General features: G+C 66.9%; 16 protein-coding genes. 9 read left to right on the forward strand and 7 right to left on the reverse strand.

Annotated elements, in window-relative coordinates:
• Positions 1 to 99 precede the first annotated feature (99 nt).
• Positions 100 to 1,551: an extensin family protein gene (locus VGV41_RS16660; RefSeq protein WP_326865048.1), complete on the forward strand. Its 1,452-nt coding sequence runs from the start codon at positions 100 to 102 to the stop codon at positions 1,549 to 1,551.
• Here VGV41_RS16660 and ubiA read toward each other — a convergent pair.
• Entirely contained in the window at positions 1,548 to 2,471 is a 924-nt protein-coding gene (ubiA, locus tag VGV41_RS16665) for a 4-hydroxybenzoate octaprenyltransferase (RefSeq protein WP_326865049.1), read from the reverse strand. The genes VGV41_RS16660 and ubiA overlap by 4 nt on opposite strands.
• Positions 2,468 to 2,854, reverse strand: coding sequence for a hypothetical protein (locus VGV41_RS16670; protein WP_326865050.1), 387 nt, complete (start codon positions 2,852 to 2,854; stop codon positions 2,468 to 2,470). Before VGV41_RS16670 ends, ubiA begins: the two co-directional genes overlap by 4 nt.
• Before the next feature lie 288 nt (positions 2,855 to 3,142).
• Here VGV41_RS16670 and VGV41_RS16675 point away from each other — a divergent pair, with 288 nt between their 5' ends.
• On the forward strand, positions 3,143 to 3,889 hold the full coding sequence (locus VGV41_RS16675) for a 16S rRNA (uracil(1498)-N(3))-methyltransferase (RefSeq protein WP_326865051.1): 747 nt from the start codon (positions 3,143 to 3,145) through the stop codon (positions 3,887 to 3,889).
• A gap of 331 nt (positions 3,890 to 4,220) precedes the next feature.
• On the forward strand, positions 4,221 to 4,697 hold the full coding sequence (locus VGV41_RS16680) for a hypothetical protein (RefSeq protein WP_326865053.1): 477 nt from the start codon (positions 4,221 to 4,223) through the stop codon (positions 4,695 to 4,697).
• Between the two features lie 32 nt (positions 4,698 to 4,729).
• Here VGV41_RS16680 and VGV41_RS16685 read toward each other — a convergent pair whose 3' ends face one another.
• Positions 4,730 to 4,912, reverse strand: a complete 183-nt coding sequence (locus tag VGV41_RS16685) for a hypothetical protein (protein WP_326865054.1) — start codon at positions 4,910 to 4,912, stop codon at positions 4,730 to 4,732.
• An 80-nt stretch (positions 4,913 to 4,992) separates the two neighbouring features.
• Entirely contained in the window at positions 4,993 to 5,262 is a 270-nt protein-coding gene (locus tag VGV41_RS16690; RefSeq protein ID WP_326865055.1) for a hypothetical protein, read from the reverse strand.
• 196 nt (positions 5,263 to 5,458) lie between these two features.
• Between VGV41_RS16690 and VGV41_RS16695 the strand changes: the two genes are divergently transcribed.
• From VGV41_RS16695 to VGV41_RS16715, 5 genes are all read left to right on the forward strand, one after another.
• Entirely contained in the window at positions 5,459 to 6,151 is a 693-nt protein-coding gene (locus tag VGV41_RS16695; RefSeq protein ID WP_326865056.1) for a ribonuclease T2, read from the forward strand.
• A gap of 176 nt (positions 6,152 to 6,327) precedes the next feature.
• A complete protein-coding gene (locus VGV41_RS16700; RefSeq protein ID WP_326865057.1) occupies positions 6,328 to 6,744 on the forward strand; it encodes a hypothetical protein in 417 nt (138 codons plus the stop codon).
• Between the two features lie 68 nt (positions 6,745 to 6,812).
• The gene (locus VGV41_RS16705; protein WP_326865058.1) at positions 6,813 to 7,676 is read left to right on the forward strand and encodes a 23S rRNA (adenine(2030)-N(6))-methyltransferase RlmJ; all 864 of its coding nucleotides are present in this window, start codon (positions 6,813 to 6,815) and stop codon (positions 7,674 to 7,676) included.
• A 185-nt stretch (positions 7,677 to 7,861) separates the two neighbouring features.
• Entirely contained in the window at positions 7,862 to 8,077 is a 216-nt protein-coding gene (locus tag VGV41_RS16710; protein ID WP_326865059.1) for a cold-shock protein, read from the forward strand.
• Positions 8,078 to 8,141: 64 nt separating this feature from the next.
• Entirely contained in the window at positions 8,142 to 8,744 is a 603-nt protein-coding gene (locus VGV41_RS16715; RefSeq protein ID WP_326865060.1) for a glutathione S-transferase family protein, read from the forward strand.
• A gap of 66 nt (positions 8,745 to 8,810) precedes the next feature.
• Here the strand turns inward: VGV41_RS16715 and VGV41_RS16720 are convergent, their stop codons facing one another.
• The 3 genes from VGV41_RS16720 to VGV41_RS16730 all read right to left on the reverse strand — a co-directional run bounded on the left by VGV41_RS16720 (position 8,811) and on the right by VGV41_RS16730 (position 11,259).
• Complete coding sequence (locus VGV41_RS16720; protein WP_326865062.1) at positions 8,811 to 9,467, reverse strand: outer membrane protein; 657 nt, start codon at positions 9,465 to 9,467, stop codon at positions 8,811 to 8,813.
• A gap of 228 nt (positions 9,468 to 9,695) precedes the next feature.
• Positions 9,696 to 10,364 (reverse strand): outer membrane protein, encoded by a 669-nt coding sequence (locus tag VGV41_RS16725; protein WP_326865063.1) that lies wholly within the window; start codon positions 10,362 to 10,364, stop codon positions 9,696 to 9,698.
• 280 nt (positions 10,365 to 10,644) lie between these two features.
• The gene (locus tag VGV41_RS16730) at positions 10,645 to 11,259 is read right to left on the reverse strand and encodes an outer membrane protein (RefSeq protein WP_326865065.1); all 615 of its coding nucleotides are present in this window, start codon (positions 11,257 to 11,259) and stop codon (positions 10,645 to 10,647) included.
• A 330-nt stretch (positions 11,260 to 11,589) separates the two neighbouring features.
• Between VGV41_RS16730 and VGV41_RS16735 the strand changes: the two genes are divergently transcribed.
• Positions 11,590 to 12,369: an SDR family oxidoreductase gene (locus VGV41_RS16735; RefSeq protein ID WP_326865066.1), complete on the forward strand. Its 780-nt coding sequence runs from the start codon at positions 11,590 to 11,592 to the stop codon at positions 12,367 to 12,369.
• Positions 12,370 to 12,376 lie beyond the last annotated feature (7 nt).

Consider the following 12,376-nt stretch of genomic DNA (forward strand, 5'->3'; position numbering starts at 1 on the left):
GGAGGCGGCAACGGTTCCTTAACCTAACCGAAGTCCTGATTGGCGTCGTTGATATCTCGTTAAAGCACCCGCTCGCATTTTATGCGGATGAAGCGTGGTGTGCGGTTTTCGCTGGCCGGCCTGACCTTGCTGCTCGCGCTCGCCGGTTGCGGCCGCGGCCTGTGGCAAGTCGGCGAGCGCGCGCCGTGGCGGCACGAAGCCGAGGTCTCCTGTCTCAAATCCGGCGCGGTGAAGCTCGGCGGCGGCGTCGTGCAGATCCAGCCGATCGAAGGCCCCGGCGTCTGCGGCGCCGATTTCCCCCTGAAGGTGTCGGCGCTCGGTGAGGCCAATCCGCCGATGGCCTATGGCGACGACCTGCGCCCGCCGGCGGGCATCCCCAACAGCTCGGCCATGCCGCGCTGGCCGGTGAACGAGCCGCCGCGCTATCTGCCGCCGCCGCAACCTGCCGCCGCGCCGGCAGCGGGCGAGCGCATGCAATGGCAGGTCGGGCCGCAGGGCGTCGAGCAGGGCGGCAATGCCGCGCCGGCGCCGAGCCAGCCGCAGTATCAACAGCAGCCCACCTATCAACAGCAGCCCACCTATCAAGCGCAGCCGGCCTATCAGCCGCCGCCGCGCTATGAGCAATCATCGGCGCCCGCCGGCGCACCGATGTCGATCCGTCCGCCCGGTGAGGCGGAGCCGGAAGCCGACGACATTCCGGACGACGCCATCCAGCCGCCGCAGACCGCGCCGGCCACGACGATGCGCGCGCCTTACGGTCAGCGTCCGCCGTATGGACAGCAAACGCCGCAGAGCGTGCCGCCGCTTGGCCCGCCGCGCGCTCCGGCCGCTGCCCCGACCGAGGCGGCGCTGACGCCGCCGGCGACGCTCGCCTGTCCGCTCGTCTCGGCGCTCGACCGCTGGGTCAGCGAGGGCGTGCAGCCCGCGGCGCTGCACTGGTTCCATCAGCCGGTCGTGTCGATGAAGCAGATCTCGGCCTATTCCTGCCGCGACATGGTGGGCAACAGCACGCAGCACATTTCCGAGCACGCCTTCGGCAACGCCATCGACATCGCCGCCTTCACGTTCGCCGACGGCCGCACCATCACCGTGCAGCGCGGCTGGCACGGCTCGCCGGAAGAGCAGGGCTTCCTGCACGACGTGCAGCTCTATGCCTGCGAGACCTTCACCACGGTGCTGGCGCCCGGCTACAACGCCGCGCACTACAATCACATTCACGTCGACCTGATGCGTCGCGCCAGCGGCCGGCGGCCCTGCCGGCCGAACGCGGTGCCGGGCGAAGTGGTCGCGGCGCGCGCACGCGCGCACTACGCCAACCGGGCGCCGTCCTATACCGGTTCGATTCCGCAGAAGACGCCGACCATCGGCGACCTGATCGCCGGCCAGGATGGCGAGTTTGACGACGATGCCGCCGATGCGCCGGCGGAGCCCGCGCCGGTCAAAGAGTCAAAAAAGAAGAGCGGCGGTCTGCTCGACTTCGGTCACTGGAGCCTGTTCGGCAAGTCGAGCATGAGCGGCAGCGCGCGCACGCCGGCGACGCCGGCCTATTAGAACGCCGCGTCGAGCAGCATCGCGGCGAACAGGATCAAACCAGCGTCGCGGTTCGATCGGAACAGCGTCAGGCATTGCGCCGGATCGTCGATGTCGATCCGCGCCACCTGCCAGCCGAGATGCACGGCGAAGGCGAGCATGCCGACGATGAAGATCGCGCCGCCGCCGGCCATGATGCCGGCCGCACCGATCAGCAGCACCGCGCCCGCATAGAACACGGCGAGCATCGGCCGCGTGCGTTCCTGGAAGAGCAGGGCGGTCGATTTGATGCCGATGAGCAGATCGTCCTCGCGGTCCTGATGCGCGTAGATCGTGTCGTAGGCGATCACCCAGCAGATCGAACCGGCATAGAGCACGAGCGCCGGCGCATCGAGGCGCGCGAACGTCGCCGGCCAACCCATCAGCGCGCCCCAGGAGAAGGCGAGGCCCAGCACGATCTGCGGCCAGTAGGTGATGCGCTTCATGAACGGATAGATCGCGACCACGGCGAGCGAGGCGAAGCCGCAGAGGATGGTCGCGCGATTGAACTGCAGCAGCACGGCAAGCCCGAGCAGCGCCTGCACGACCATGAAGATCGCCGCCTGCCGGGCGGTGACTTGCCCCGACGGTATCGGCCGCGAGCGCGTGCGCTCGACTTTGCCGTCGAGGTCGCGATCGACGAGATCGTTCCAGGTGCAACCGGCGCCGCGCATGGCGAAGGCGCCGACGAAGAACAGGACGATATGCCACAGGCTCGGCAGCGCCCGCGCGTGCATGCCGGCGATGCCGAGCGACCACCAGCAGGGGATCAGCAGCAGCCAGGAGCCGATCGGTCGGTCGAAGCGGGCGAGCCGCAGATACGGGCGCGTGACGGCGGGCGCGAGGCCGTCGACCCAGTTTCCGCGCGCCGCGTCGGCAACACGTCCGGCGCCGCCGCTCATTTTCCGCCGACGGGCGAGCCGGTGAGGGTGTCGAAGGTGCCGCCGCGGCCGGGCTTGATGGTGCTCGAGTCGGGCACCGGGCCGGTCAGCGCGTCGCTCAGCGACGGACCCGCCGGCCGCTGCGGCGCTTCCGCGATCTTGCAGATCTTGGTGCGGATCTCGACCGTATGGTCGTGGCTGGTCTTGATCTGCTGGATGATCTGCGGCGGGATTCCGCACCACGCCTGATTGTCCTGCGCGTATTTGAGCATCTTTGCCTCGGCGGTCTGGAACGCGCTGAACAGCCGGCATGCCTCCTTCGGAGCCGCATGCCGCTGGCTCGCAGCCTGGATGGCGCGGCCTTTGGTCTCGGTGTCGTTACGCAATTTGGTGAAGTCCGCCATGCAGGGCGGCTGTTGTTGCGGCTGCCCCGGCACGGGCGGGAATTGGGCGAAGGCGGTTCCGCCCGCAAGCGGCAATACGCATGCGGCTGCCAGAAGGGCCCGGCGCAGAATCATGGTTCGTCCTCTCGATCGGTCGGCCGGCATTATACAGCCGATACCGCTGCGGTATAACAACTCGTCGAATGCGTCGGGAAGGCGGCAGATGCCGGCTTGCGGCCTCTCGCGCCGGTGGCGGAGACCGGCTAAACCGGGCCTTCGCGCAGTCTCGACAGGCCCAACCCCGCGCCCATGCCGCGCTACGATTTCCGCACACCCCGCCTCTACGTCGATGCCCCGCTCGCCGCCGGCGCCGAGGTGCCGCTCGATCGCGACCGGGCGAACTATCTCGTCAACGTCCTGCGGCTGAGGCCGGGAGACGCCGTCCTCCTGTTCAACGGCCGCGACGGCGAATGGGGCGCGACGCTGACCGGTACAGCCAGGCGCGGCGGCGCACTCTCGGTCGCGGAGCGTACGCGCGAACAGCCGCAGGCCGGCGACCTGCATGTTCTGTTCGCGCCGCTCAAGCATGCGCGGCTCGACTATGTCGTGCAGAAAGCCGTCGAGATGGGCGCGACACGGCTCGTGCCGGTCATCACCCGCCACACCCAGGTCGCGCGCGTCAATGTCGAGCGCATGCGCGCCAACGTCGTCGAAGCCGCACAGCAGTGCGGCATCCTGATGCTCGCCGAGGTCGCCGAACCGCTGCCCTTTGCCGCCGCGCTCGACGCGCTCGCGCCGGAGCGGCTCCTCGTGTTCTGCGACGAGAATGCCGAGGTCAAGGATCCGCTCGCGGCGCTCGGCGCTTTACGCGCCGATGCCGGCATCGCGGTGATCATCGGACCGGAAGGCGGCTTCTCGGACGAGGAGCGCGCCGCCTTGCTGCGCCGTCCGCACGTCGCCCGTATCTCGCTCGGGCCGCGCATCCTGCGCGCCGATACCGCAGCCGTCGCGGCGATGGCGGTGGTGCAGGCGGTGCTCGGCGATTGGCGCGGCTAAAAAGATTCGGGGGCTGCCGGTCGCGAGGACCGGCAGCCCGTTGCCAAACGCGCAATCACGTTGCGATCACGCGAACGCTGGAAAGCCACAGAACCGGCGACTGGAGACGGCCGCTACGGATACCGCGCGCGACGGCCGCTCAACTCCTCCTGCTTCGGGCTTTATGTTCGCCCGCACGCATACGGCATGCAGACCGGCCCGATTCGCGGGCGGGAGCATGCCGAGGCGCGCGCCGAGTCGCGAGTCCCGGCGGCTGCGAATCTGTGAATCGAATCGCTCGCCCGCCCGCAAAGCTGTGATAAAGTCGGCGCGTTTCTGGAGGAGTTTCGGCATGTCGTGCGCGTCGTGTGGTCTGAAGGGCTTAGCCGCCGCCGTGGTGTTGTCGTTCGCTGCGCTCGCGCCTGCCCAGGCGGCGAGCCTGCTGGAAAAGAATTTCTGGCTCGAGGGCCCGCAATATGACGGCGCGCTGCCGGCCTGCGAGGCCGCCCTCAGCCGCATCTCCGACCAGTTCGCCGACACGCAGCATCACTTCTGGGCGAACAACGTCGCCATCGTCGGCTACGAGCACGTGCGCGAGGTCGCCTACAGCCCGTGGGCGCTCGGCGCCATTCCGCGCCGCTTCTGCCGCGCCGTGGCGCTGGTCAACGACGCACGCTGGCCGCAGGTGCCCTATCGCAAGCATGCGGTTGTGTATTCGATCGCTGAGGACGCGGGATTTGCCGGCGCCGATTGGGGCGTCGAATGGTGCGTGACCGGCTACGACTTCAACTGGGCGTACAATCCGCGCTGCAAGATGGCCGGGCCCTGACCGGCGCGGCAGATCATCGCAATCGTCCCGACTTACGCCGCCAGCGGTAAGATGCGGCCGGCCAGCCAGTCGGCGTTGACGGCGAGGGCGAGAAGGCTCTCGCGCATGCGCAACATGCGCTCGCGTTCCTCGGGTTTACAGCGAGAATCTGAGGCTCGGGCCGCACATTCCATTGCCAGTCGGCGCATTTCGGCAGCATTCAGGGTGTCGGGCATGCCATGCTCCATCACTTAGCCCACCGAAAATGTCGTCGCGCGCAGCGAGAAATTCCAGTCCTTCGTAGTCTAAGAGCAGATCACTCATTTTGCTGTGAAGCGTGAGAATCCGCTCCTGCCTCGCCGCCGCCGAGGACACCGAAGTCGGAAGACTTCTTGCCGTCGACGAGCTGCGTAAGCCCGGCGCTACCCAGACCCAGCCGGAACAACTCGCGCACGGCGGCGGCCCGGCTCGGCATCCGCTGGCGAAAGCGATAATCGTCCACGGCGCGCAGCTCTTCGGGTGACAGCATGATCTGCAGGCGCTCGCCGCGCATCAGTTGGCTCTTGGTTCGGCCCAGGATTGCCATTTGCCTCGCTCCTCCTGTGAGCATTTTACATAAAATGCATCGCTTACTCATTTTGTTCAATATTGCAATTCAAAAAGTTGTATTCCTCCTTCGTTTCCATTTGTTCTTGTATCGTTCCTATTTCGCCGCTAGGTTTCCCCAGGAACTTTTGATTCCAGTCAATTCGCTGTTTGTTCTGGCTTGTCGGGAGGATGACATGCGGGCGGATCGTGTTTCACGGCGTTTGCGGGTAGCGGCGGTCGCTATCGGCTTCGTGCTGGCGAGTTGGACGGCGGCCGGAGCCCAGGCCATCCGCCAGAACGAGCCCGGCAAGTTCGACTATTACGTCCTCGCCCTGTCCTGGTCGCCGTCCTGGTGCGCGGTGTCGCAGGAGCGGAATCCGGAGCGCGCCCCCGACCAGCAGTGCAGCGGCCGGCCCTTCGCCTTCGTGGTGCACGGGCTGTGGCCGCAATACGAGCACGGCTTCCCTTCGTATTGCCAGGTGCCCGCGCCGCGGCTCGATCGTGCCATCGTCGGCGCCGCGCTCGACCTGATGCCGAGCCCGCGGCTCGTCTTCCATGAATGGGATCGTCACGGCACCTGCTCCGGCCTGTCGCCGCACGCCTTCTTCGAGACCGTGCGCAAGGCGCGCGCGGTGGTGAAGATCCCCGAGCCTTATGTCTCGCTCGACAAGCCGATCACGGTGACCCCGGCCGAGGTGGCGGATGCCTTCCTCAAGGCGAACCCCTCGCTCAAGGCCGACGACATCGCGGTGACGTGCGACCGCAAGCGGCTGACCGAGATCCGTGTGTGCATGAGCAAGGAGTTCGGCTTCCGCGCCTGTCCGGAAGTCACGCAGCGTGCCTGCCGCCTCGACAAGGTCGTGATGCCAGCGTTACGCGGAAGCTAACGCGACCGATATTTTTAGGGCCGCCGCGGGCCTGCTTTCGCCGTTCCATTTAGCGGCGCGATAGCATTACCGACGCGTGCCGCCGGAAAGGCCGGCTTGTCGACAATTCATGTAAGATTTTCGAAAGCCCGGAAAGCCATCTTGGCCGCGCGACCGGACGCGTGGGAGCGCGGCCAATGAACAGAGCCAGGGATTATATCAATTTCGCCGTCAAGTTCGTCGGCTTCGGCTACATCGTATTGTGGCCGCTGAGCGTGGCGAATACGAGCGGCGACGTCTTCGGCGCGGCCTTCGTCTGCGGCGGCCGCCTCGGCGCGGCCGTGAGCCATCTGTGCGGCCTGCCGCATCCGTTCCGCCTGAGCCTCGGCCTGCACGTCGTGGGCGCGCTGTTTGCCGCGCTGGCGCTGCTGCATCTCGCCGCGCTGGCGCTGCGCGCGCGCCGCAAGCCGCGCGAGGACGCCGCTCCATCCGCCGCTGTGCCTGTCGCCGTCGTCAAGCCGAGGAAAGCTCGTTTCCACCTGAGGCCGCCGCCCACGCCGCGCAAGCTCGGCCGTCCGCGCCAGGAATTCGGCCTGCGCGGCGTGCCGCGCTGAGCCCGCCTGTGGCATAAGCGGCGCCGGACGGCGTCTCCGCGCCGTGGCCTTGCAGCGAACCGACTGACGTGAACTATCGCCACGCCTTCCATGCCGGCAGCTTCGCCGACGTCTTCAAGCACGCGGTGCTCTGCCGCGTGCTGACTTATCTGTGCGAAAAGCCGGCCGCCTTCCGCGTCATCGACACCCATGCCGGCGCCGGCCTCTACGATCTCACCTCCAGCGAGGCGAGCCGCGGCGGCGAATGGCACGACGGGATCGAGCGCCTTCTGCAGGCGTCTCTGCCGCAAGCCGCCGCTGCCCTGCTCAAGCCGTACGTCGATGTGGTCGCTGCGCTGAACGAGCCTGGCAAGCTCGCGGTCTATCCCGGCTCGCCGGCGCTGGTGCGGGCGTGGCTGCGGCCGCAGGACCGGCTTATCGCCTGCGAACTCGAGCCGCAGGCGCAGGCCGCGCTCGCCCGCCATCTGCGGCGCGACGCGCGCATCAACACCCTGGCCGTCGACGGCTGGACGGCGTTATCGGCCCACGTGCCCCCGCCGGAACGGCGCGGCCTGGTACTGGTCGATCCGCCCTTCGAGCGGGACGACGACTTTCCGCGGCTCGCCCGGAGCCTGGCCGTGGCGCACCGCAAATGGGCCACCGGCATGTACATGCTGTGGTATCCGATCAAGGGCCGGACCGAGCCGGACGCGCTGGCTAAGCGCTTGGGCCGTCTTGGCATTCCGAAGATCTTGCGGGCCGAGCTGATGGTCTCGGCGCTGTCCGATCCAAGCCGGCTCAACGGCTCGGGCCTGATCTTGGTCAACCCGCCATGGACGCTCGAAGCCGATCTGAAGCTGCTTCTCCCCGCGCTGCTCGGCGTCCTTCGCCGCGATGCCAAGGCCCGCTTCACCCTCGACTGGATCAGCGGCGAAGCCCCGCCCACACGCTGACACCGCTTTTTTCTTCCAAGCCGCCCTTACTTGGTGTGTAGTTCCCGGGCGGTAGTGACTTCCGCCTCCTGCGGGGGGCAAAGGCGGAGCGACGGAGGCCTGCAAGGGCCGATGCCTTCCCTGAACGTCCAGGCCGCGCCGCCGAGCGTGGGGCCGGCGGCAAGTTGCGGGGTTGGAGTTTCCAGATGGCGCAGCAAGGTGTGGTGAAGTTCTTCAATGGCGAGCGCGGCTACGGTTTCATCAAGCCGGACGACGGCGGCCGCGACGTGTTCGTGCATATCACGGCGGTGGAGCAAGCCGGCCTGAAAAACCTCAATGAGGGTCAGCGCATCACTTTCGATGTCGAGCCCGACAAGAAGGGCAAAGGCCCGAAGGCGGTCAATCTCGTCATAACCGGCTGACGCGACCTCAAGCGTCGCGTGCGGCCTGGAACGTCCGGCGGGCGCCGGGGGTGCGGCTATTGCCATGATGATCCTGCGCTCGTCGCCGTCCTCGCCTTTCGTGCGCAAGGTGCGCATCGCGGTTCGCATGCTCGGCTGCGACGATCGCGTCGAACTGCGCGATGCCGATCTCAACGCGACGGCCGAGCCGCTGCGTGCACAGAATCCGCTCGGCAAAATTCCGGCATTGGTGCTCGAGGACGGCCGCACGCTCTACGATTCGCGCGTCATCCTCGACTATCTCGATCACATCGCCGGCGGCGGGCGCATCATCCCGCGTGACACGCAGGCGCGGTTCGAGGCGCTGACCTTGCAGGCTCTGTGCGACGGCGCGATGGATGCGTGCGTGCTGATCGTCTACGAAAGCCGCTACCGTCCGGCCGAGATGCACGTGCAGAGCTGGCTCGACCGCCAGGCCGGCAAGGTCGCGCGCGCACTTGACGCGCTCGAAGCCTCGCCGCCGCCGCTCACCGCCACCCCGCATGTGGGAGACATCGCGCTCGCCTGCCTGCTCGGCTATCGCGACCTGCGTTTCGATCGCACATGGCGCAACGGCCATCCGCGGCTGCACGCCTGGCACGACGCCTTCGCCGCCGCCGTGCCGGCCTTCGCCGCGACCGCGCCCTGAGCCAGATGCAGGAAAGGCCCCGGACCGGGGTCCGGGGCCTTTCTGCCGACGCGATACGCTACGGCGTCAGAATTTGTAATTGATACCGCCGCGAATAATGTCGCTGGTGAACTTCGCGCTGGTACCGGCAACGGCCGTATCGGCGCTGCCGAGGTCGACGTGGAGATATTCGACCTTCGCCGTCCACGGACCGGCGATCGACGCTTCGATGCCGCCGCCGACGGTCCAGCCCGCCTTGGTGTTGTTGGTGTCGCCGAGGCCGGCGATGCTGGTCTTCACGTTGCCGATGGCGGCACCGCCGGTGATGTACGGCATCCAGCGATCCATCGCGTAGCCGACACGGCCGCGGATCGTCGACAGGTAATCGTTGTGCGTGCTGCAGCTGAAGGCGCCGCCGCAGACGCTGCTACCCTTCATGCCGCTCCAGTCGATGTCGCCTTCGAGGCCGAACACCAGCGGACCGGTCTGCCAGTTGTAGCCAACCGTGGCGCCGAACAGGCCGCCGCCGGCGTCGAAGCCGCCGCTCGGCAGCGTGCCGTTGAACTCGGAGCGGCCGAAGCCGTAGCCGCCGTTGAGACCGAGATAGAAACCGGTCCAGCTGTAGGCCATTGGCTGCACATACACCGGTGCTTTCGCCGGCATGCGTGCGGGCAGGTCGGCGGCCGAAGCCGAGACGACGCCCATGGCGAGCAGACTCGCGCCTGCGAGCAGAAGCTTTTTCATGACGCACCTCACTTCCAGTAAAACCGGACGGACGCGGAGTGCGCCGTCCCCCGATGGAAAATGAACTCCGTTCCGGTTCACGCGTTCCGCGACGCGTCACGAAGTAATCATGATGTTGCCGCGGTGCCACAGTTTTGGTCCCGTTTACGACCTTCGAACTCTCGTTTCGCGCAAACAAAAAGCCCCGGAACAAAGTTCCGGGGCTTGATGCTGACGGTGATGCGCGAACTAGAAGTGGTAGTTGACGCCCGCGCGCACGATGCTGGTGTGGAAGTTGACGTCGGTCGCCGTGGCGGCGACGCCGCAGGTCGAGCAGTTCGTCTTGCCGAGATCGGCGTAGAGGTACTCGATCTTGGCGCTCCACGGGCCAACGATGTTGGCTTCGATACCGCCGCCGAGCGTCCAGCCCGCACGCGTCTCGTCGTTGCTGCCGAACGGCGACGTGGCCTTGATGTTGCCGACGGCGAGACCGCCGGTGACATACGGCATCACGCGGTTGAACGCGTAGCCGACGCGGCCGCGGAAGGTGCCGAGCCAGTCGTTCTTGGTCTCGCAGGAGAAGCCGCCGCAGGTGCTGCTGCCCTTGATCCCGCTCCAGTCGATGTCACCCTCGACGCCGAACACGGTCGGGCCGGCCTGCCAGTTGTAGCCGACGGTGCCGCCGACCACGCCGCCCGACGTATCGAAGCTGTTGCCCGAGGCCGACCAGTTCGAACGGCCCCAAGCGCCGCCGCCGTTGATACCGGCGTAGAAACCGGTCCAGTTGAACGCGGGCATATAAGCCGGCGCCTTCACCGGCATCTCGGCGCGACGCCGCGGAAGATCCGCCGCATTCGCCGCCCCCATCATGGTCACCACGGCGAGTGCACTCACGCCGGCCAAAATAACGCGCTTCATTCCAACTTCCTCCTGAACAGGGGCCCCCGACCCCCGATGTCGATGCGCGCAAGTTATTCGAATTCAAATTCTGGTCTAGTGCTGGAAAGACACAGGCATCAACAAGTTGTCGCAGGTGCAGACATGAATAAGACGAGAGTTTGCCGCGGTATCGCCGCAATCTATTCTGTCGCCATGGTAAGCGATACTTTAATTTGTTCCAAATTCCATTCGGGTAATTGAAAAAGCAAAACCCCGGGCCGTAAAGCCCGGGGTCTATACTGTGGTACCGCGTCGGCGATCAGAAGTGATAGTTCACGCCAAAGCGGAGCATGCTGGCGCGCAGGGCGTCGTCGGTGCCGGTGATTGAGAAGGTGCGGCTGCCGAGATCCATGTAGAGGTACTCGACCTTGGCCGACCAGTTCGGCGCCAGGCCGACTTCCATGCCGAGACCGCCGGTCCAGCCGAATTCGGTCTTCGTTTCGTCGACGCCGTTCAACTGGCCCTTGAGGTCGCCATAGGCGAGACCGAGGGTGCCGTAGAACAGGATGTTGTTGATGGCATAGCCGGCGCGGGCACGCAGCGTGCCGAACCACGGGTTCGAGAACTTGTAGGGGGCGAAGGTGTCGTCGGCACCGCTCAGCTGGATGTCGGTTTCGCCGCCGAACACGAACTGGCCGCTCTGCCAATTGTAGCCGGCCTGGACGCCGCCCGCGAGACCGCTGGGGTTGCCGGCGGTGTTGGTGACCTTGCCCCATTCATAGCCGGCATTCAGACCGGCGTAGAAACCGGCCCAGTTATAGCCGGTGGCCGGAGCGCCATAGTAAGGCGCCGGGCCGGGCGGCAGGTCGGCGGCGATTGCCGCGCTGGCCGTCAAGGCGGTCGCGGCCGCGAGCGCGAGAACGATACGTTTCATGACACCCTCCACTTTCCTGGGTCCTGCCGCGGCTCATGCGCGGCGGGAGCGGAATTCCCCCTCATGTCAGGCCTGTCCTTACGGGACCGATGCGGCACCGCGAGGCTCGAAAACGACCGGACTGCCGGCGAAACTTCGACTTTTCGTGGAAGATTTATCGAATAATTTAAGTTAAGCGGTCCTGAATCCCGAAGTAGAGAGCAGTTGTTATTGTTAAAGCTTCGTTATTGCACAAGCTTTGTTAGGGGCTGCTTTACCACGTCTGCTCATGCTCCATTCACCCTGTGCGGTGGCCGTGGCGCCGCCTCCGGCGTATGAACGATGCGCCGAATGTCCAAACCCGTCATGCCGCAACCGAACACCGACACGCCCAGGGCCGCGCTGATCACCGGCGGCGGCCGCCGCATTGGCCGCGCCATTGCGCTGGCGCTGGCCGGCGCCGGCTACGCTGTGGCGCTGCACGCCAACCGCTCGCGGAATGAGGCCGAGGCGCTGGCAGCCGAGATCGTGGGGCAGGGCGGCCGCGCCGTCGTCGTGCTCGCCGACCTAACCGACGCCAGGGCGGTGCGCGGCCTGGTGCCGGCGGCGGCGGCCTTCGCGCCGCTCACTTTGCTGGTCAACAGCGCGGCCGAGTTCGAGCCCGACGACATCGCGACACTGGAGGCGGCCCGCTTCGAGCGGACCCTGGCCGTCAATCTCGCCGCGCCTTTGTTCCTGGCGCAGGCCTTCGCCGCGCAGGCGCCGGCGGGCGCGTCGATCGTCAACGTACTCGACCAGCGCGTGCTCAAGCCGACGCCGCGCTTCCTCTCCTACACGTTGAGCAAGAGCGCGCTCCACACCGCCACCACGACCCTGGCGCAGGCGCTGGCGCCGCGCATCCGCGTCAACGCCGTGGCCCCGGGGCCGACCTTGCCGAGCCCGCGTCAGTCCGACGCCGAATTCGCCGCGCAGGCCGCAACCCTGCCGCTCGCGCGCGGGCCGCGGCCCGAGGATATTGCCGCGGCGGTGCTCTATCTGGCAGGTGCGGACAGCGTCACCGGCGTCACCATTCCGGTCGACGGCGGCCAGCATCTCGCCTGGCGCACGCCCGACAGCGACGTCGCCGAGTAGCGGGCCT

Origin of the sequence: Pseudolabrys sp., from assembly GCF_035943735.1 — a bacterium.
Classification (GTDB): domain Bacteria; phylum Pseudomonadota; class Alphaproteobacteria; order Rhizobiales; family Xanthobacteraceae; genus Pseudolabrys.

What these genes read in the sequence shown, in the direction of transcription:
- ubiA (WP_326865049.1), bottom strand. Translation starts at nt 2,471, where the DNA reads ATGAGCGGCGGCGCCGGACGTGTTGCCGACGCGGCGCGCGGAAACTGG.
- VGV41_RS16670 (WP_326865050.1), bottom strand. Translation starts at nt 2,854, where the DNA reads ATGGCGGACTTCACCAAATTGCGTAACGACACCGAGACCAAAGGCCGC.
- VGV41_RS16675 (WP_326865051.1), top strand. Translation starts at nt 3,143, where the DNA reads ATGCCGCGCTACGATTTCCGCACACCCCGCCTCTACGTCGATGCCCCG.
- VGV41_RS16680 (WP_326865053.1), top strand. Translation starts at nt 4,221, where the DNA reads ATGTCGTGCGCGTCGTGTGGTCTGAAGGGCTTAGCCGCCGCCGTGGTG.
- VGV41_RS16685 (WP_326865054.1), bottom strand. Translation starts at nt 4,912, where the DNA reads ATGCCCGACACCCTGAATGCTGCCGAAATGCGCCGACTGGCAATGGAA.
- VGV41_RS16690 (WP_326865055.1), bottom strand. Translation starts at nt 5,262, where the DNA reads ATGGCAATCCTGGGCCGAACCAAGAGCCAACTGATGCGCGGCGAGCGC.
- VGV41_RS16695 (WP_326865056.1), top strand. Translation starts at nt 5,459, where the DNA reads ATGCGGGCGGATCGTGTTTCACGGCGTTTGCGGGTAGCGGCGGTCGCT.
- VGV41_RS16700 (WP_326865057.1), top strand. Translation starts at nt 6,328, where the DNA reads ATGAACAGAGCCAGGGATTATATCAATTTCGCCGTCAAGTTCGTCGGC.
- VGV41_RS16710 (WP_326865059.1), top strand. Translation starts at nt 7,862, where the DNA reads ATGGCGCAGCAAGGTGTGGTGAAGTTCTTCAATGGCGAGCGCGGCTAC.
- VGV41_RS16715 (WP_326865060.1), top strand. Translation starts at nt 8,142, where the DNA reads ATGATGATCCTGCGCTCGTCGCCGTCCTCGCCTTTCGTGCGCAAGGTG.
- VGV41_RS16720 (WP_326865062.1), bottom strand. Translation starts at nt 9,467, where the DNA reads ATGAAAAAGCTTCTGCTCGCAGGCGCGAGTCTGCTCGCCATGGGCGTC.
- VGV41_RS16725 (WP_326865063.1), bottom strand. Translation starts at nt 10,364, where the DNA reads ATGAAGCGCGTTATTTTGGCCGGCGTGAGTGCACTCGCCGTGGTGACC.
- VGV41_RS16730 (WP_326865065.1), bottom strand. Translation starts at nt 11,259, where the DNA reads ATGAAACGTATCGTTCTCGCGCTCGCGGCCGCGACCGCCTTGACGGCC.
- VGV41_RS16735 (WP_326865066.1), top strand. Translation starts at nt 11,590, where the DNA reads ATGTCCAAACCCGTCATGCCGCAACCGAACACCGACACGCCCAGGGCC.